The sequence below is a fragment of the Collinsella aerofaciens genome, assembly GCF_964283865.1.
In the GTDB taxonomy this organism is placed as follows: domain Bacteria; phylum Actinomycetota; class Coriobacteriia; order Coriobacteriales; family Coriobacteriaceae; genus Collinsella.
Window position 1 is genome coordinate 1 of sequence record NZ_CAXYLS010000009.1, and the last position, 18,400, is coordinate 18,400.

Genomic DNA, 18,400 nt, shown 5'->3' on the forward strand with positions numbered 1-18,400 from the left:
CCCCGGAGGAGTTCCGGAATCAGGCCCTCGCGGCCTAGTCGCTATTTAGGGCGTCCAAGATTTGGGACGCAGTTCAATGTGGCGAACGGTCGGGCTTCTTATTCCACTTGCCAATGCTCGGCTCATATTGGAAGAAAGCTACGCTAATGTTTGCGTGACACTCCTATTTTCTCCGAAGAAAGAGTCGGATAATGAAGAATAGAATTAAAAAAGGTGCCAGATATAACGCAAGTATAAAGGCTAATCCAACGAGACCTTGCAATAATGGCATAACTCCTCCCAGACACGAGATTTTGGTATTTGTTCCCATCTTATTCTGAATTGGACCAAATAGTTCCTAGCCACAAAACTACTCGTCAACTGGATCGCACCAATCTGCTGGCAAAACACAGCTTGATTCTTTATCGACATAGCACCAATCCGCAACAGGGCACTCGGCGATGTCGTAAAAATTGCATATATCAACTCCAAGACAACAAGGCTCAACGGGAGGATGTTCATTTGAACCAACAGGATGGATATGCTTCATAACAGCTCCTCACCTTAATCCAATTAGAGACTACGTTTGATCAATGCCACAGTGATCTACAACGCAGATGCTGCCGCCATCCATGTCATAGTCGCAGTAATCGTATGCACCACAGCCATCTGCTTTATCATAAACAGTACAGATGTCAGTAATGCCCAAGAGGCAGTCAAAAGACATCGGCTTCACGCCTGCCTCGTCGCCACTTCCTGGATTAATCGGATGAATATGCTTCACGACTACCTCCCTTTGAGTGCAGAAAAACCTCAATATTGTGTATAACAAACCAAGATGTCTAGTTCACCATATTTCTAGAATGGTTTCGGCGAACGTAGCAATAAGCTTCGCAGACGGTAATCAGAAGAACGAACACCTCCACAATGGTGACAGCAATGCGCTGAACCGCTTATTCCGATACAGTAGCTTCTCGTTGATTTTTCTCCTGCGAAGATGAGTGGCGGGAAATAAGGTCAAAAGCCATCTCGTAGCACATTTTTCTATATTCACATGATGCAGGGTGTAGACTCTTGGGCAAGTAGCCGTGCTCGCCTGCAGCCTCCCAGCTACAGCCCCCACCACAGAAAGACCGAGCCCAACAGTCCGTACAGTCAATTCTTTTTTCGACACCCTGACTCCAGTTTTCAATATACCTAGTTTCGTCAATTCCGGTGACGATGTTGCCCATTTTGAATCGCATCATCCCGACAAACCTGTGACAGGGGTATACGTCCCCTTCGGGAGTCACGGAAATAAAACGCCTGCCAGCCCCGCATCCGACAAAGGCGATCCTGTTGCTCATAATCAAATCAACTGCAGTTTTCAATGTTCTAAACAAGGGCTTTTCCCCTTGATCAATCTGTTTGAGATATTGATCCGCCAAATCTATTAGGCCCGCCCTGATTTTGTTTAATGAGTGTTCGTCGAGTTTGATATTCTCATCGAATGAGCTCACGGGCGAGAAGTAAATCCTTCTGAAGCCCATCTCTTTAAACTGAAGATAGTCTTCAACAAGGTTACAGTTATTATTTGTTAAGGTCGCTCTTGCGCCGAAGGGGAACGACTCGGAAAAACGACGAACGTTTTTGTCGATATCGGAGAAAGAGCCGCCTCCCGTCTTGTACGGGCGCGATGCATCGTGCTTGCATCCTGTACCATCGAGACTAATCAGAACAGAAAACCCGTGCTCCTTGAAAGAATTCACAGCAGTGTCATTCAAAAGCGTTCCGTTGGTCGTAATAGAATAGGTAAAGTTTCTATTGGGGTATATTCTTTTTGAATAGTCGACCGTTTTCCATATCAGCGGCTCGTTAATCATGGGTTCCCCACCAAAAAAGACGATCGCAAGCGTTTCGTTTTCCGATGAACTTGCGACGAGGTAGTCGACCGCCTTGAAGGCTATCTCGTCTGTCATCAGCAGAGGAGACGTTCCATAATCTCCTTTACCGGCAAAACAGTAACTACAACCAAGGTTGCATGCATGTGAAACGTGGAGTTCGATGGATCTAAGTTTTCGAGGCGTGTCTTTTGTTAAGAAAGTCCGCTCAGACAATCGTTGATACTCATCAATGTCGTCTTCAAGTTCTGCTATGGTCGTTTGGTCGTAGCCTTTCGCAGCAAGTGACTTTGTTAGCAACTTCGAGTTGACCGTTCTTCCCGATGCTTCAAATATGCGAAGCGCATCTTCTGATGCTTGGTCAACCTGAAAGCAATTGCGAGTGACCTCATCGAAGCAGTAACGACGATCACTTACTGAGAAAAAATGCATACGTTCCTCAATTTCATGCTGGACTGGCACTAACCTTGTTTATTGTTGCGCAGCTATAAAAAACCACCAGCGGGGATTCGGTGTGCGGCCCAATCGGACTCCCAAAAGGTTCTATTTGAGACTGGCAAGCTTTGTGTTGTTGGCACTTCGACAGCGCTCTTTATTCCAACATGGAGCCTCGCAGTTTGAGTCGACTTGCCTCTGGAAGGTCCGATCTTAACTTGATTTAGGATGAAAACAGATTACAGGCGCGCTCCTCTAGAAAGAAAGGAAACCAATCGCCGCCTTTCACCAGGAAAGTTTTTATAGCCCACCTCGAGCAAAATGAAAGATGCGAGAGCGATTGGGGAACAACGCGAATCTCCCCTTTTGGGTGGGAGCGAGCCTTCAGCCACCGGCGAACGACTCGCCCTGGTCAGAATCTGGAAGTGGTGCCGGGCCGCTTGGGCCTCCCCGGTGACTTCGTGGGGCTTACCTGCCTGACGTCGAGGAGTACATCCGCAAGATTCGTTCCCTATGCCGTTTGCTCTCACGCCCGCCTTAGTTCCAAGTCGGGCGAGCCGCCGCGCTCATGCGACCCGTGGCGGCGACACGTCGACGCCGCGCTCGCTGAGCACATCTTCGGTCGCGGGCGAGCACGAGGTCGCGCCGGCGCATCCGCTGGGACTGCTGTGCGTGCAAAACGGCTACGTGGTGAGCGTCCCGCGCTGGATTCAGCCGAGTGAGGAAGGCGTTGAGATCGGCGCGCTGGCAACGGGGGAGGGCGGCATCACCGACGACGTCTCGGCCCGCCATGCCCATATCTGGTGCGACGATTCTGGCACATGGTTTGTCGAGGACCTGTCATCCACGAACGGCACCGTGGTGGTAAACGGGGCCACGAGCGTGTGTATTCAAGTAGAGCCCGGTCGCTCCGCCCAGCTCAACCCCGGTGACGAGCTCAGGCTCGGCGAATCCACCACCTACGCCATCCTCCTCGGCGCCCTCTAACTCATCTCCTAAATAGGTTGCGGTGAAATGGGGACTGTTTAAGGCCACGACCGGCAAAAACAGTCCCCATTTCACCGCAACTGCTGCGTGGTCCCCGGGGATTGCGTTCGTTGGCAGCGGCCGTGTGATAGTCACCCGAGGTAAACCTTTACCTCCCACCTATATTTGCCGAAATATGGCTTGGCGGCGGGGTACAATGAACCCGCATGCGGATTTCCGTTGCGGGCGCTTCCCATCGCCGGGGCGTGCCCGGGAGCATCCGGCATGCGGCCTTTGCGGCGCTCGGTCATGTGCAAGACGGGTAGCTGGGCCTGTGGAGCGCGTGCAGCCCTCCTCGCCTCGGCATGCCTTCTCTCCACGCCATGTACCTGCTGCTGAGTCCGCCTGCCAGATGATTGGAAGCAACAACGAAAATCCCATCACGCCAACATCCCGGCGATCGCCGGGGCCTGTATACCTATATGAGAGGAGAGGGGTATATGGCGCGTAAGTTTAAGTCTATGGACGGCAACGAGGCGGCCGCATATGTTTCGTATGCGTACACCGAGGTAGCGGGGATTTATCCCATTACGCCGTCCAGCCCGATGGCCGACCATGTCGACCAGTGGGCGGCCCAGGGTCGCAAGAACATCTTCGGCACCCCGGTCAAGGTCGTCGAGATGGAGTCCGAGGCAGGTGCAGCCGGTACCGTTCACGGTTCGCTGGGCGCCGGTGCTCTGACCACCACCTACACGGCTTCTCAGGGTCTGCTCCTGATGATCCCGAACATGTACAAAATCGCGGGCGAGCAGCTCCCGGGCGTTTTCCACGTCTCCGCGCGTTGCGTCGCTTCCCACGCCCTGAACATCTTCGGTGATCACTCCGACGTCATGGCCTGCCGCCAGACCGGTTTCGCCATGCTCGCCGAGGGCAACGTCCAGGAGGTCATGGACCTCTCGCCGGTGGCTCACCTTGCCGCCATCGAGGGCAAGACCCCGTTCCTTAACTTCTTCGACGGCTTCCGCACCAGCCACGAGATCCAGAAGGTCGCCATGTGGGACTACAAGGATCTTGCCGAGATGTGCGACATGGACGCCGTCCAGGCTTTCCGCGACCACGCGCTCAACCCCGAGCACCCGCACACCCGCGGCAGCCACGAGAACGGCGACATCTTCTTCCAGAACCGCGAGGCCTGCAACAAGGTCTACGACGAGCTCCCTGCCGTCGTCGAGGGCTACATGAAGAAGATCAACGAGAAGCTCGGCACCGATTACGGCCTGTTCAACTACTACGGCGCTCCCGATGCTGATCGCGTCGTCGTGTGCATGGGCTCTTTCTGCGACGTGCTCGAGGAAGTCATCGACTACCTCAACGCTCACGGCGAGAAGGTCGGCCTGGTCAAGGTTCGCCTGTTCCGTCCGTTCTCCATCAAGCACTTCGTCGACGTTCTCCCCGAGACCGTCAAGAAGATTGCCGTCATGGACCGCACCAAGGAGCCGGGTTCCATCGGCGAGCCGCTCTACCAGGACGTCGTCTCCGCTCTCTACGAGGCCGGCAAGACGGGCATCAAGGTCGTCGGCGGCCGTTACGGCCTGGGCAGCAAGGACACGCCTCCCGCGTCCGCGTTCGCTGTCTTCGAGGAGCTTAAGAAGGACGAGCCCAAGCGCGAGTTCACCATCGGCATCGTTGATGACGTGACCAACCTGAGCCTGCCCGAGGCCGAGGATGCGCCCAACACCGCAGCCCCTGGCACCATCGAGTGCAAGTTCTGGGGTCTGGGTGGCGACGGTACCGTCGGCGCCAACAAGAACTCGATCAAGATCATCGGCGACCACACCGACAAGTACGTTCAGGCCTACTTCCAGTACGACTCCAAGAAGACCGGCGGCGTCACCGTCTCGCACCTGCGCTTTGGTGATTCTCCGATTCGCTCGCCGTACTACGTGACCAAGGCCGACTTTGTCGCTTGCCACAACCCCAGCTACATCGTCAAGGGCTTCAAGATGGTCCGCGACGTCAAACCGGGCGGCACCTTCCTGGTCAACTGCCAGTGGAGCGACGAGGAGTTCGCCGAGCACATGCCCGCTGTGGCCAAGCGCTACATCGCGAACAACAACGTCAACGTCTACCTGATCGACGCTATCGATCTAGCTGCCAAGGTCGGCATGGGCAAGCGCACCAACACGGTGCTCCAGTCCGCCTTCTTCACGCTGGCCAAGGTCCTGCCCGCCGAGGATGCCCTGCAGTACATGAAGGACGCGGCTACCAAGTCCTACATGAAGAAGGGCCAGGCCATCGTCGACGCCAACCACAAGGCCATCGATGCCGGCGCTACCGCCTTCCGTAAGTTCGAGGTTCCGGCCGACTGGGCAACTGCCGAGGATGCCGCTCCCGTCGAGCTCTCCGAGGAGACCAAGTCCGCTATCGCCCAGCAGGTCAAGAACCTGCTCGAGCCCATCGATCGCATGGATGGCGACAGCCTGCCCGTTTCCGCCTTCGTCGGTTGCGCTGACGGCCAGTTTGAGCTGGGCGCCTCCGCATACGAGAAGCGCGGCGTCGCCGTGGTCGTTCCTCACTGGGACGAGACCAAGTGCATCCAGTGCAACCAGTGCGCCTATGTGTGCCCGCATGCCACCATCCGTCCGTTCGCGATGACCGAGGACGAGGCTGCCGCCGCGCCCGAGGCTACCCGCACGCTCGACGCCATGGGCCCCAAGGCCAAGGGTATGAAGTTCACCATGGCCGTGTCCCCGCTCGACTGCATGGGCTGCACCAACTGCGTCAAGGTCTGCCCCAAGGGCGCCCTCGAGATGGTTCCCACCGAGCAGGAGATGGATCAGCAGCCCGTTTGGGACTACATGGTCGAGAACGTCTCCGAGAAGAAGGAGCTCATCGCGGCCAACGTCAAGGGCAGCCAGTTCAAGCAGCCCTACCTGGAGTTCTCTGGCTCCTGCGCCGGCTGCGCCGAGACCGCCTATGCACGTCTGGTGACCCAGGTCGCCGGCGACCGCATGTTCATTTCCAACGCCACCGGCTGCTCCTCCATTTGGGGCAACCCCGCTGCCACCGCTCCTTACTGCAAGGACAAGGACGGTCACGGCCCGGCGTGGAACAACTCCCTGTTCGAGGACAATGCCGAGCACGGTCTGGGCATGGCCGTCGGCTACGAGGCCGTTCAGCACAAGCTGATTGCCGCTACCCAGGATATCATCGCTGCCGATGGCCCGTCCGATGAGCTCAAGGCCGCCGGCCAGGCTTGGATCGACTCCGTCAACGACGCCGAGGCCTCCAAGACCGCTGCCGCTGCCTACGTTGCCGAGCTCGAGAAGTGCGGCTGCGACGCTTCCAAGGCGATCCTCGCCGACAAGGCTTACCTCACCAAGAAGTCCTTCTGGATCTTCGGCGGCGACGGTTGGGCCTACGACATCGGCTTCGGTGGCCTGGACCACGTCCTGGCTTCTGGCCACAATGTCAACGTCTTCGTCTTCGACACCGAGGTTTACTCCAACACCGGCGGTCAGGCCTCCAAGGCCTCGAACCTGGGCCAGGTCGCTCAGTTCGCCGCTGCCGGTAAGGTGACCAAGAAGAAGTCCCTGGCCGAGATTGCCATGAGCTACGGCTACGTCTACGTGGCGCAGGTCGCCATGGGCGCCAACCCGGCTCAGACCCTCAAGGCCATCCACGAGGCCGAGGCCTACGACGGCCCGTCCCTCATCATCGGCTACAGCCCCTGCGAGATGCACTCCATCAAGAAGGGCGGCATGCAGAACTGCCAGGCCGAGATGAAGAAGGCTGTCGAGTGCGGTTATTGGAACCTCTTCCGCTTCAACCCCGAGGCTGCTGCCGGCAAGAAGTTCTCGCTCGATTCCAAGGAGCCCGCGGGCGGTTATCAGGAGTTCCTGATGAACGAGGCCCGTTACGCTTCGCTGACGCGTTCCTTCCCCGAGCGCGCCGAGGAGCTCTTCAAGGAGAACGAGCAGGCCGCTATGGATCGCTACGCTCACCTGCTGAAGCTCAAGACGGTGTACAACGAGGCCTAAGTCTCCCACCGCAGGATCTGAGGGCTGACCTTCGCGGACGTCCTCGGACATGACAGAACCCCCGCTGCGCACTTTGTGCGGCGGGGGTTCTGTCGTCCTGCGGAATGTCCGCGAAGGTCAGCCCTCAGATCCTGCTACGACTACGTCCTCGGATTGTGTGGGCGGATGAAAGACGTAGTTGGTCGGGTATTCTGTCCCCTTCGCTGTTTCGCGGCTTTGCCGCGAAACCTCGCGTTACTTTGGGGATGGAATGGGGGATTTTTCTGTTGTCGCCTTCTGTTCCCGTGCTTTGGGGCTGGGTGCCCTTTCGGAGCTCCTCTTTATTCCTATTGCTGGATGAAAAGCCCCTTGTTTTTGCAGGGATGCATACTCGTCCTATAAGTGCATAGAATCTCGTATAGTGCGAGTAAGATATTATGCTGTCCGTTTTGTGTTTAGCAGAGATATAGTTTGTATAATCCGACATAATCCTTGCTGTATTTAAATAAAGTTGCACGTAAATGGCGTAGATATGTCTGAGCTGGGGTTCTGTACGCTGAGCGGATAAAAACGACCGTTCACCGTTCCGCTATTTTCAAAATGAATAAAATGAGCGATAAAGAGAATATAAACCTTAATAAACTCGCGTATCGCACGGACGCGGGTTATTAATGGGTTGTAGGCCTTTTACAGAAGGGATTCCAGCAATGTCTAAGCCTCTTGGCAAGCCCGATCGTATTGTCGTCGCCCTCGGCGGCAACGCCCTCGGCAACAACCCCGTCGAGCAGATCGAGGCCGTGAGCAACACCGCCCACGCTCTCCTCGGCCTCATCGAGCAGGGCAACGAGATCATCATCACCCACGGCAACGGCCCGCAGGTCGGCATGATCCAGAACGCCTTCGCCGCCGCCCACGACGCCATCGGCACCCCCGAGATGCCGCTGCCCGAGTGCGGCGCCATGTCCCAGGGCTACATCGGCTACCACCTGCAGCAGGGCATCGGCCGCGAGATGCACAAGCGCTACAAGCGTTGGCACGCCGCCACCGTCGTCACCCAGATCGAGTGCGACCCCGACGACCCCGCGTTCAAGAACCCGACCAAGCCGATCGGCCCCTTCTACACCGAGGAGCAGGCCAAGGAGTTCATGGCCGAGGACCCCTCCAAGGTCTTCGTCGAGGACTCCGGCCGCGGCTGGCGTCGCGTCGTCGCCTCCCCCGATCCCAAGAAGATCGTCGAGGCCGACTCCATCCTCAACCTGCTCGACAACGAGTTCATCGTCATCGCCTGCGGCGGCGGCGGCATCCCCGTCGTCCGCGACTACGAGAACAAGGGCTGCTACAAGGGCGTTCCCGCCGTCATCGACAAGGACCTGGGCGGCGAGCTGCTGGCCGAGGACTGCGACGCCGACGTCCTGTTCCTGCTGACCGCCGTCGAGCATGTCGCCATCAACTTCGGCAAGCCCAACCAGGAGGAGCTCGAGGACCTCACCGCCGACGAGGCCGAGCGCCTGGCCGACGAGGGCCAGTTCGGCAAGGGTTCCATGGAGCCCAAGGTCCGCGCCGCCATCAAGTTCGCCCGCTCCCGCAAGGGCCGCACCTGCATCATCGGCGCCCTGGACAAGGCCGCCGAGACCATGGCCGGCCTCTCCGGTACCCGCATCCACGAGTAGTCCCTACTCCGTTGCATCTCTCGTGGGCGCCAGGCAAAGCGCCCACAGACTAGCCTCTCTTCATGAGCCCCGCAGTCCGCTCCGACTGCGGGGCTTTTGCTATCGGTAGTCATTGGGGACAGACTTAAATGAGTAGCACCAATCAACTGCGGAAAGTGCATCTCACAATGAGCGTCCAAAATGGGGCACAGTTTCCCCGGGGCCCTCAACCGGAAAATACATCCCGGAATTTGCCCGAAAAATGGCCCCCAGTTTCCCAAACAGGCCGCTAACGGAAAGCGCATCCCGCTATCGAACTTCAAAGCGGGGTGCGCTTTCCGTGCCAGCAGTTCCGGGCATCCAGAGACCACTCATTTAAGTCTGTCCCCAGTGACTAGTAGTAGGCCCACATGGCTTCGACTTCGTTGAGGACCTCTACGACGCCCCAGCGTCGGGCGCTGCGGCTGGCCGAGTTGGGATCGAAGACTTCAATCTGGTCGGCGTCGTCAATACCGTAAAGCACAATGTAGTGGCCCACGTTGGTAAAGGTGCCCGGCCGAACGGCGGCGATGACGGGCGCTCCCGAACGCAGCACCTGAGTCATCGAGTCGCGATCGTTATGAAGCTCCGTTCCGTTAAGGCCCAGCTGCCATGCGCCGCGCGTCATAAATGACCATTCGGTGGCGCCGGTGGGGGCATAGTTGCCCGCCTCGGAAAGGGCGCACATGTCGACCGGTGTCATATCGGTGCGGCCGGTCTTAAAGATATAGACCATGGTGAGGCAAGTGGGACCGCAAGCGTTTTCGCGAATAGTGCCACCGGCATAGGGCAGCTCCGACCACGCAGGGTCGATCTGATAGATATGGGGCATCGTGCCGGCTTGCCATTGCGAGCGCGGAGTCGAAAAGGCGAAAGAATAACCGGGCGCGACGGGGGCCTTGAGCAGCTTGTCCTCGGCGGTGGGCTCGAGACCGGCCGAGCCGTGGGACATACAGGAGCTCATAAGCACAAAGACCAGACAGATGAGGATAGAGCACAGTGCGAGGCAAAGCCGACGAGCCGGCAGGGCGGGGGCATTCACGTACGATGTCGAGCGGTAGGGCTTGCCGTCGCGTCCGCCTTGGGGATGCGAAAAGAAGCGGTTGATATGGATGCCGGGCTGACGTGCGCCGTTGCGGCGCAGTTGCGGAACCTCGGCTTGGCGCTGTCGAGTGCGCGCGCCCAAGCGGCTATCTTGCTGTGCGCTTGTGCCCGTGCTCGGACGGCCGCTCTGCCGTGTTCTGTTTGTCTGCTGCCGAGACGAAGGCCCGGGTTGCTCTTGAGGGCGTTGCGGATTGCTGCTCGTGGCACTTCTGGGCATCGGCGTGGTGCGGCCAGCAAGGCGAACGCTTTGTCGCCGTTGATCACCGTCGTTGTATCCGTATGCCATTCGTACCGCCTTGTCTCATGTATAACCTGTCTATCCTACAAAAAGGATGTGCAACAAATGGGTCCGAGCGTCAAAAGCTCGGTAAACGGTACGAAAGGCGCAAAACACACGGCCTCAAAAACATTTCTATATGCGTCCAATGAGCGTACGCCCGTCGGACGGGCGACAACAATGAGCGGCAAACCGTGCCGTTCGTCCCAAAAACGGCGCCACTCATATGCGAGTTCTGCCTTCGGTCGAGCCATAAGCGGTAGCGCGACGCCGAGGCCGTATCTTAAAGCCACGAAATAAAAGTGCGCGGCAAAACAGACCGCGCAAGGGGTGACGCCAAAGAGGCGTCAATAAGGAAAGGAGGGGAACAATGGCGGACAAGAACGCAGAAGTTGCAGTCGAAGGTAACGGTGGCATGAAGAAAACGCTTTCGCTCTGGAACTTCTTCACCATCGGTTTCGGTGCCATCATCGGTACCGGCTGGGTTCTGCAGGTCGGCGACTGGATGGTCGTGGGCGGCGGTCCCGTTCCCGCTATGATCGCATTCCTCTTGGGCGCGATCTTCCTCGTGCCCGTCGGAGCTGTTTTCGGTGAGCTCACGGCTGCTATCCCCATTTCGGGCGGCATCGTCGAGTATGTCGATCGTAGCTTTGGCCGTACGATGAGCTACATCACTGGCTGGCTCCTGGCCCTGGGCAACGGCATCCTGTGCCCGTGGGAGGCCATCGCCATCTCGACCCTCGTGTCCGAGATGTTCGGCAGCCTGCCCGGCCTTGAGTGGCTGCGCGCCGTCAAGCTCTACACCATCCTGGGCGCCGACGTTTACCTGTTCCCGACGTTGATCGCGCTCGGCTTTGCAGCCTACGTCATCTTCCTCAACTTCCGCGGTGCCAGCTCGGCCGCCAAGCTCCAGGCCTTCCTGACCAAGGCCCTGCTCTGCGGCATGCTGCTTGCCATGGGCGTCTCGCTGTTCACCGGTTCGCCGGAACACGCCATGCCCGTGTTCTCCCAGGTCACCGGTGCTGGCGGCGGCAAGCCCGCTACCGAGGGCACCAGCCTGTTCGCCGGCATCGTGTCGGTCTTGGTTTTGACCCCGTTCTTCTACGCCGGCTTCGATACCATTCCTCAGCAGGCTGAGGAAGCAGCCGAGGGCCTCAACTGGAACAAGTTCGGCAAGATCATCTCCCTGGCCCTGCTGGCCGCCGGCGGCTTCTACATGGTCTGCATCTACTCGTTCGGCACCATCCTCGACTGGCATGAGTTTGTTAAGAGCCCGGTTCCCGCGCTTGCCTGCCTCAAGGGCATCAACATGCTCCTGTACCTGGCCATGCTCGTCATCGCCACGCTTGGACCCATGGGCCCGATGAACTCCTTCTACGGCGCTACGAGCCGCATCATGCTCGCCATGGGCCGCAAGGGCCAGCTGCCCGAGAAGTTCGCCGAGGTCGATCCCAAGTCCGGCGCTCCCAAGCTCGCCTGCGCCGTTCTGGGCGTCATCACCGTCATCGGTCCGTTCCTGGGCAAGAACATGCTCATCCCTCTGACCAACGTGTCGGCTCTCGCCTTCATCTTCTCCTGCGGCATGGTCGCCCTCGCTTGCCTGCGCATGCGCTTCACCGAGCCCGACCTGCCTCGTCCCTACGAGGTGCCCGGCGGCAAGTTTGGCATCAGCCTCGCTGTCGCTGCCTGCGCCGTCATCATTGGCCTGCTCGTGGTCCCGTTCTCTCCCGCCTCCCTCAACATGGTGGAGTGGAGCATCGTGATCGGCTGGCTGGCCGTTGGCCTGGCCCTCATGGCCTTCACCAATTCCCGCAAAAAATAACGCCTAGCCGGGGCGGATCGGGTGCGCGGACCCCTCTCTTCCGCGCACCGAACCCGGCACCACTTGGGTAGCTTTGTGAGGCCATAACCCAACATGGCCTCGCCCACTATATGGATCCATAAGGAGGAACCATGTCCACTAAGTACGCAATCGTTGGCGGTAAGCTCATCGACGGTACCGGTGCCGAGCCGGTCGAGAACTCCCTCGTTCTCGTCGACGACAACGGCAAGATCGAGTATGCCGGTGCTATGCAGGACCTTCCCGAGGGCGTTGAGGTTATCGACGCCACCGGCAAGACCGTCCTTCCCGGCCTGATCGACACCCACCTGCACTTCTCGGGCAACCTGACCGACGATGACACCGACTGGGTCATGCAGCCGCTCCTCGAGAAGCAGGCCGTCGCCGTCAAGCAGGCCTACGACTGCCTCACCCACGGCCTCACCACCGTCTGCGAGATCGGCCGCTTTGGTATCCAGATTCGCGACTGCATCGACAAGGGCGTCTTCAAGGGCCCGCGCGTTCTGGCCACCGGACTCGGCTTCTGCCGTGTTGCCGGCCACGGTGACTCCCACCACTGCACCCAGGAGCTCAACAAGGAATCCCATCCCTGGGGCGACCAGGTCGATGGTCCTTGGGATCTGCGCAAGGCCGTCCGTCGTCGCCTGCGCGAGAACCCCGATGCCATAAAGATCTGGGCTACCGGTGGCGGCATCTGGCGTTGGGATTCCGGTCGCGACCAGCACTATTGCTCCGAGGAGATCCAGGCCGTGGTCGAAGAGGCAAAGATGGTCGGCATCCCCGTGTGGAGTCACTGCTACAACAACCACGCCGCCGCCTACGACTCCGTTCGCTTTGGCTGCGAGCAGCTGATTCACGGCTTCGATATCGATGAGCGCACCATGGACCTCATGGCCGAGCAGGGCACCTTCTTCACCCCGACGATCGCCTTCCTGCCCACCTGGTACGCCACCTATCCGCCCGTCTACGTCCCCGAGCTGCACGACAAGTACGAGGGCACCCTGGTCGAGAAGGAGCTGCAGCGCAACTACGACTGCCTGCGCGAGGCCAAGAAGCGCGGCGTCGTCATGACGATCGGCTCCGACTCCTTCTCCTTCGTCACCCCGTACGGCACCTGCTCCATCGAGGAGATGTACGAGTTCGTCGACAAGATCGGCTTCACTCCGGTCGAGACCATCACCTGCGCCACCCTCAACGGTGCCAAGATGTGCCACATCGAGGACGAGACCGGTTCCATCGAGGCCGGCAAGTGCGCCGACCTGCTGGTTGTCAACGGTGACGTCGCCGCCGACATCCACGTGCTCAACACCGACAACATGGACGTCATCATGAAGGACGGCTGGATCGTCGAGGCTGGCACCTTTGGCGAGGCCAACAAATACAGCGCCTAAGATACCGTTTGTCGATGGCTGGATGTAAAACACAGTTTTTGATTGCATAATGCAATGGAGAGGGTCGCTTGCGGCCCTCTTCATTGCTATGGGTGCTAAGGACAAGAGGGGATGACGGTGGATTTAAACAGGCTGATTCTGGGCAAGAGCTACAACTCTACCAAGGTCTTTCGTACGGCCCAGCATGTGGTTCAGGCCATCCTGCTCGGTATTGTCGTTCCGGCGCTTATCCTGCTGCTTATCTGGGATTTAACCGATAATCCCAATCCCGTTCCGGGCGTTGTCGTTATTGCCGGCCTGGTCATGCTGTGCTTCTTTTTCTCGTATGTCTTTGTGGTCCCCGACGACCTCACATCGAGCGCAACCGACCGTACGCTCGCCATCGCATCAAAAATATTCGCCTACACGTCGCGCGGCCTTACGCCCGAAGCGGCCCTGGGCGCCTCTAAAATTATCCTGTCCGAGACCATCGCCTCTGCCATCTGCTTTACCGATGGCAAACAGGTGTTGGCAAGCTGGGGCGAGGACTCGGCAAAGTGCCCTGCCGGCACCCCGGTTGTGCTCAAGACCACGCTCAACGTGATCGAGTCCGGCGAGCAGAGTGTATTTTCGCGCGACGCCTCCAATGAGACGGGCGGCTATTTTCCCCGCCTGCGCGCCGGCATTGTCGCGCCGCTTACCGTGCGCGGGCATTGCGTGGGTACGCTCGAGCTGTACTATCCCCGCCTGAGCAGCATCGATATGCGCCAGACGGCGTTGGCCTCGGGTTTTGCCGATCTCATCTCCACGCAGCTCGCCAGCTTTGAGCTCGAGCGCCAGGACGAGCTCACAGCCCGCGTGGAGCTTCGGGCCCTGCAGTCGCAGGTCGACCCGCATTTTCTGTTCAACACCATTAGCACGATCGTGTCGCTCGTTCGAACCGAGCCCGACAAGGCGCGATCGCTGCTCATCGATTTTTCCAATTACTATCGTCAGACGCTTTCTGACTCCGATACGCTCACCACGCTCGAGCATGAGGTGGAACAGGGCACCCGTTATATCAATCTTATGCAGGCCCGGTATGGCGACGGCCGTCTGCGCGTCTCGGTCGATATCGACTTTGAGGTGCGCGATTGCATGGTGCCGCCGTTTATCTTGCAGCCGTTGCTCGAAAACTGCATCAAGCATGCGCAGCGCGAGACCGAGCCGCTTTCTATTCGTGTTAGGGCTTTTGAGACCGATGACGGCTTGGAGATCATCGTCGAAGATGACGGCATCGGTATGAGCGAAGAAGTCTGCGCGCATCTGTTTGAGCAGCATCGCCGAGAGGAGCCCGAGAGCATTACCGCCGACGGATCCATCAAGCGAGGTTGCGGCCTGGCGCTCTTCAACGTGCTTCAGCGCATCCATTTCTTTTACGGAGAAGATTCTGGCATGCGCGTGAAGTCCCAGGAAGGCGTGGGAACACAGGTCATCGTCGAGCTGAACGGCGAGCCGCATGAGCCGGCGCCGATGAAGGTGTAGCGCGCGGTTGGATTGAGAGAAAAAAAGAGGGGAAGCGCATATGTCCGAGAGATGGAACATCTTGGTGGTTGATGACGAGCCCCCTATTAGGGCTGAGCTACGTTATCTGTTGGAAAAGGATGCGCGTGTGGGCCAGATTGCCGAGGCGGGCAATGTCACCGAGGCTGTGGAATCGATCCTGTCGAACAAGCCCGACGTCTTGTTTTTGGATATCACGATGCCCGGTCGCTCGGGAATCGAGCTTGCCGAGACGCTGCAGAACCTAAAGACGCCGCCGGTCGTGGTGTTTGTGACGGCATTTGCCGAGTATGCGGCCGATGCCTATAACCTCGATGCCGTCGATTACATCGTCAAGCCGGTCGAGGACGCGCGCCTGTCGAAGGCGCTCGACAAGATCGAAACCGCCCTGGGTGTTCGCCGCGCTGTCCATACCCCGCGCCAGCCCCTTCGCCTGACGGTGGATCGTGGGGGTAAAAAGGTGTTCATTCCCGTGGCGGATGTCTGCTACTTTGAGGCACGCGCCGATTTTTGCAACGCCGTCTGCGCCGAGGGAACATACCTGATCAATGAGTCGATTTCCTCGCTCGAGCGGCGCCTGGCCTCCGAGGGCTTTATCCGTGTCCACCGCAGTTATCTGGTCAATTTGGAAGACGTGCACAATGTCGAGATCGGCTCCACGGGCCTGATGGAGCTCAGGCTCGATCGCGTGACCTCGACGGTGCCCGTGTCCCGCCGTCGCGCCGCCGAGGTTAAGACGCACCTGGGGCTTGCGTAAGCGGTCCGCACGCCACCGTTTACCGCCGCAGGTTTGGCACGGGCGCGCGGTGGGCATAATGGGTGGCATCGAATGAAATCGAAAGGATCATTATGCCTGCGCTCATTACGCATCATCTGTTTGGCGAGGAAAGCATCGACCGTCTTCCGCAGGGCGTTATCACGTCCGACGAGGAGCGTATTGCCTTTATCCTGGGCAACCAGGGCCCCGACCCGTTTTTCTTCCACATTCTGACACCGCGTGTTTCCGACTGTACGCTGCTGGCGCAGGTCATGCATCGCTCGCGCATGTCTCGCCAGTTCGCGTGCCTGCGCGACGGCGTGTCGCATCTGCTGCCGCGCGACGCCAGCTTGGGTCGCGCCTTTGCGCTGGGTCTGCTGTCTCATTACGTGCTCGACCGCAACGCCCACCCCTTTGTCTATGAGCAGCAGTTTGGCATCGTGGAGTCCGATTCAGAGCTTGAGGATTCGAGCAGTCAGGTCCATGCCGTGATCGAGAGCGACCTGGATGTACTGATGCTGCAGCTTAAGCGCGATGGCGCTACGGTCGACGATTACCCGCCGGCGGGCGAGATCGTCACCACCGATCGCATCAGTCGCGTGGCCGGCGTGCTGATGAGCTATGTTGCCGGACGCGTGTACGGCATTGACATTCCGGCGGGGGAGTACGGTGCTGCCGTTGCCAATATGCAGCGACTTTACCGTGCGATTGAGCCGGCCGACTCCGTAAAGACGCGCGCGATCTCGCTGGTTGAGGGGTTGGTGCACGACTACTCGCTGCTCGACGGCCTTGCCCATCGCGTGACGACGGAGCTGCCCGAGCGCACCGGTAACCTGGGCCATCTGACATGGAAGAATCCCTTTACCGATGAGGTCTCGAACGAGAGTTTCCCCGAGGTCTTTGATCGCGCGCTGGTCGATTACGAGTGCACGGTCGCGCGTTTTATCGAGACCGGTGACATGGAGGCCGTGACCGGTCACGTCAACTACAGCGGCCGCGTGCTCGGCACCGACGAGGAGTTCGACCGCGAGGAGTAGGGTCCGCTCCTGTCTCTTTGCCGAATCCTTACCGGCGCCTCCGTGCAATTGGGGTACGATGAACTAGCTGCATATCGGGCGAATACGAAGGGTCCCTGTCCATGAAATACACCAAGCTCGAGCGTAACTGGGTCATGTACGATGTGGGAAACTCGGCCCTCGTGCTGCTCAATACCTCGGTGGTGCCCATCTACTTTAACGCCATCAATACCGGCGCTTCCTCGGCAGACCTGGTGGTCGCTTGGGGCAACGCGCAGACGATTGCCTCGCTGGTCATTGCCATGCTCATGCCCATTCTGGGCGCGCTTGCCGATTACGCCGGCAACAAGATCAAGTTCTTCTTGGGCTTCTTCCTCACGGGCCTGGTTCTTTGCCTGGCGCAGGCTATCCCAATGTCCGCCATGGCATTTTTGACTGTGTACGTGCTGTGCACCATCGGCCTCAACTCTTCTATGACGTTCTACGACGCCATGCTGCCCGACATTACCACCGACGAGCGCATGGACGTCGTGTCCAGCTCGGGCTATGCCTGGGGCTACATCGGTTCCACCGTGCCGTTCATCATCTGCCTGGCGCTTATCATGGGTGGTCCCGCTCTTGGTGTCCCCACCATGCTGGCAACGCGTCTGTCGTTTGTCATCACTGGTGCCTGGTGGCTCATCTTTACCCTGCCGCTCATTCGCACCTATAAGCAAAAGTACGGTCGCGAGCGTGGTCCCGAGGACACCATCGGCCACATCGTGGGCGGCGTGTTCTCCGAGGTCGGACACACCATGCGCGAGATTGCCCACAACAAGACCGTGCTGGTCTACATGATCGCGTTCTTCTTCTACATCGACGGTGTGCACACGGTCATTTCCATGGCAACCAGCTATGGATCGGCTTTGGGCATCGACTCGACCCAACTGGTGCTGGCTCTGCTCGTTACGCAGTTTGTGGCCTTTCCGTCCGCCATCATCTACGGCAAGCTTGCCGGTCGCGTGGGCACACTCAATATGATCTTGGTGGCCGTCGCCGCCTATATGGGCATCGTGCTCTTTGCCGCGTTCTTCCTCAAGACCGCCTTTGAATTCTGGGTGCTTGCCATTATGGTCGGCCTGTTCCAGGGCGGTGTGCAGGCGCTCAGCCGTAGCTACTTCGGCCGCATTATTCCCAAGGAAAAGTCCAACGAGTACTACGGCTTCTTTGATATCTTTGGCCGCTATGCAAGTGTCATGGGCACCTTCTTGGTGTCGGTCGTCACCTCGCTGACCGGCAACCCCTCGCTGGGCGTCCTGTCTATCGGCGTGCTGCTGGTGGTGGGCTTTGTGCTGCTGGTCCGTCTGTCCTGCATGTCTCAGACGGCAGAGCAGGCCGCATAGGAACTTGCCGGTAATTGCGTCCGCCGCGATACTCTTTTGGGGTTATCCGCAATAAACATTCTGACTTTCGAACAATGATTAGCCCAAGTGGGTATGATGGAGTCAGCTAGGTCGCGGGGCGTCGCCTGTGTTTGGCGGCGTCCCG

The 18,400-nt window shown here is 58.8% G+C and carries 13 protein-coding genes; 9 read left to right on the forward strand and 4 right to left on the reverse strand.

The features are described from left to right. Positions 1–349: 349 nt before the first annotated feature. The 3 genes from ACRX4W_RS06125 to ACRX4W_RS06135 form a co-directional block, all read right to left on the reverse strand. The gene (locus ACRX4W_RS06125; protein ID WP_147324165.1) at positions 350–529 is read right to left on the reverse strand and encodes a hypothetical protein; all 180 of its coding nucleotides are present in this window, start codon (positions 527–529) and stop codon (positions 350–352) included. A gap of 30 nt (positions 530–559) precedes the next feature. Next, positions 560–763 (reverse strand): hypothetical protein, encoded by a 204-nt coding sequence (locus ACRX4W_RS06130; protein ID WP_124785779.1) that lies wholly within the window; start codon positions 761–763, stop codon positions 560–562. 169 nt (positions 764–932) lie between these two features. Continuing rightward, the gene (locus ACRX4W_RS06135) at positions 933–2,291 is read right to left on the reverse strand and encodes a radical SAM/SPASM domain-containing protein (RefSeq protein WP_117564922.1); all 1,359 of its coding nucleotides are present in this window, start codon (positions 2,289–2,291) and stop codon (positions 933–935) included. 516 nt (positions 2,292–2,807) lie between these two features. Between ACRX4W_RS06135 and ACRX4W_RS06140 the strand changes: the two genes are divergently transcribed. From ACRX4W_RS06140 to arcC, 3 genes are all read left to right on the forward strand, one after another. Further along, entirely contained in the window at positions 2,808–3,281 is a 474-nt protein-coding gene (locus ACRX4W_RS06140) for an FHA domain-containing protein (RefSeq protein ID WP_432299625.1), read from the forward strand. 479 nt (positions 3,282–3,760) lie between these two features. Beyond that, on the forward strand, positions 3,761–7,300 hold the full coding sequence (gene nifJ, locus ACRX4W_RS06145) for a pyruvate:ferredoxin (flavodoxin) oxidoreductase (protein WP_432299627.1): 3,540 nt from the start codon (positions 3,761–3,763) through the stop codon (positions 7,298–7,300). A 686-nt stretch (positions 7,301–7,986) separates the two neighbouring features. Next, positions 7,987–8,949 carry a carbamate kinase gene (gene arcC, locus ACRX4W_RS06150; protein WP_006235166.1) on the forward strand — a complete coding sequence of 321 codons (963 nt, stop codon included), beginning with the start codon at positions 7,987–7,989 and terminating at the stop codon, positions 8,947–8,949. Positions 8,950–9,322: 373 nt separating this feature from the next. On the opposite strand, the gene ACRX4W_RS06155 is transcribed toward arcC, so the two are convergent. Continuing rightward, positions 9,323–10,153, reverse strand: coding sequence for a C39 family peptidase (locus tag ACRX4W_RS06155; RefSeq protein WP_241154624.1), 831 nt, complete (start codon positions 10,151–10,153; stop codon positions 9,323–9,325). A gap of 565 nt (positions 10,154–10,718) precedes the next feature. On the opposite strand from ACRX4W_RS06155, the gene ACRX4W_RS06160 reads away from it, so the two are divergent. The 6 genes from ACRX4W_RS06160 to ACRX4W_RS06185 all read left to right on the forward strand — a co-directional run bounded on the left by ACRX4W_RS06160 (position 10,719) and on the right by ACRX4W_RS06185 (position 18,255). Further along, complete coding sequence (locus tag ACRX4W_RS06160) at positions 10,719–12,170, forward strand: APC family permease (RefSeq protein ID WP_124785783.1); 1,452 nt, start codon at positions 10,719–10,721, stop codon at positions 12,168–12,170. A 131-nt stretch (positions 12,171–12,301) separates the two neighbouring features. After that, positions 12,302–13,579, forward strand: a complete 1,278-nt coding sequence (locus tag ACRX4W_RS06165) for a metal-dependent hydrolase family protein (RefSeq protein ID WP_124785785.1) — start codon at positions 12,302–12,304, stop codon at positions 13,577–13,579. Positions 13,580–13,696: 117 nt separating this feature from the next. Then, positions 13,697–15,082, forward strand: coding sequence for a histidine kinase (locus ACRX4W_RS06170; protein WP_432299631.1), 1,386 nt, complete (start codon positions 13,697–13,699; stop codon positions 15,080–15,082). Positions 15,083–15,122: 40 nt separating this feature from the next. After that, positions 15,123–15,857 (forward strand): LytR/AlgR family response regulator transcription factor, encoded by a 735-nt coding sequence (locus tag ACRX4W_RS06175; RefSeq protein WP_432299633.1) that lies wholly within the window; start codon positions 15,123–15,125, stop codon positions 15,855–15,857. Positions 15,858–15,949: 92 nt separating this feature from the next. Beyond that, complete coding sequence (locus tag ACRX4W_RS06180) at positions 15,950–16,894, forward strand: zinc dependent phospholipase C family protein (protein WP_124785791.1); 945 nt, start codon at positions 15,950–15,952, stop codon at positions 16,892–16,894. 101 nt (positions 16,895–16,995) lie between these two features. Then, a complete protein-coding gene (locus ACRX4W_RS06185; RefSeq protein WP_124785793.1) occupies positions 16,996–18,255 on the forward strand; it encodes an MFS transporter in 1,260 nt (419 codons plus the stop codon). The last annotated feature ends 145 nt before the right edge of the window (positions 18,256–18,400 follow it).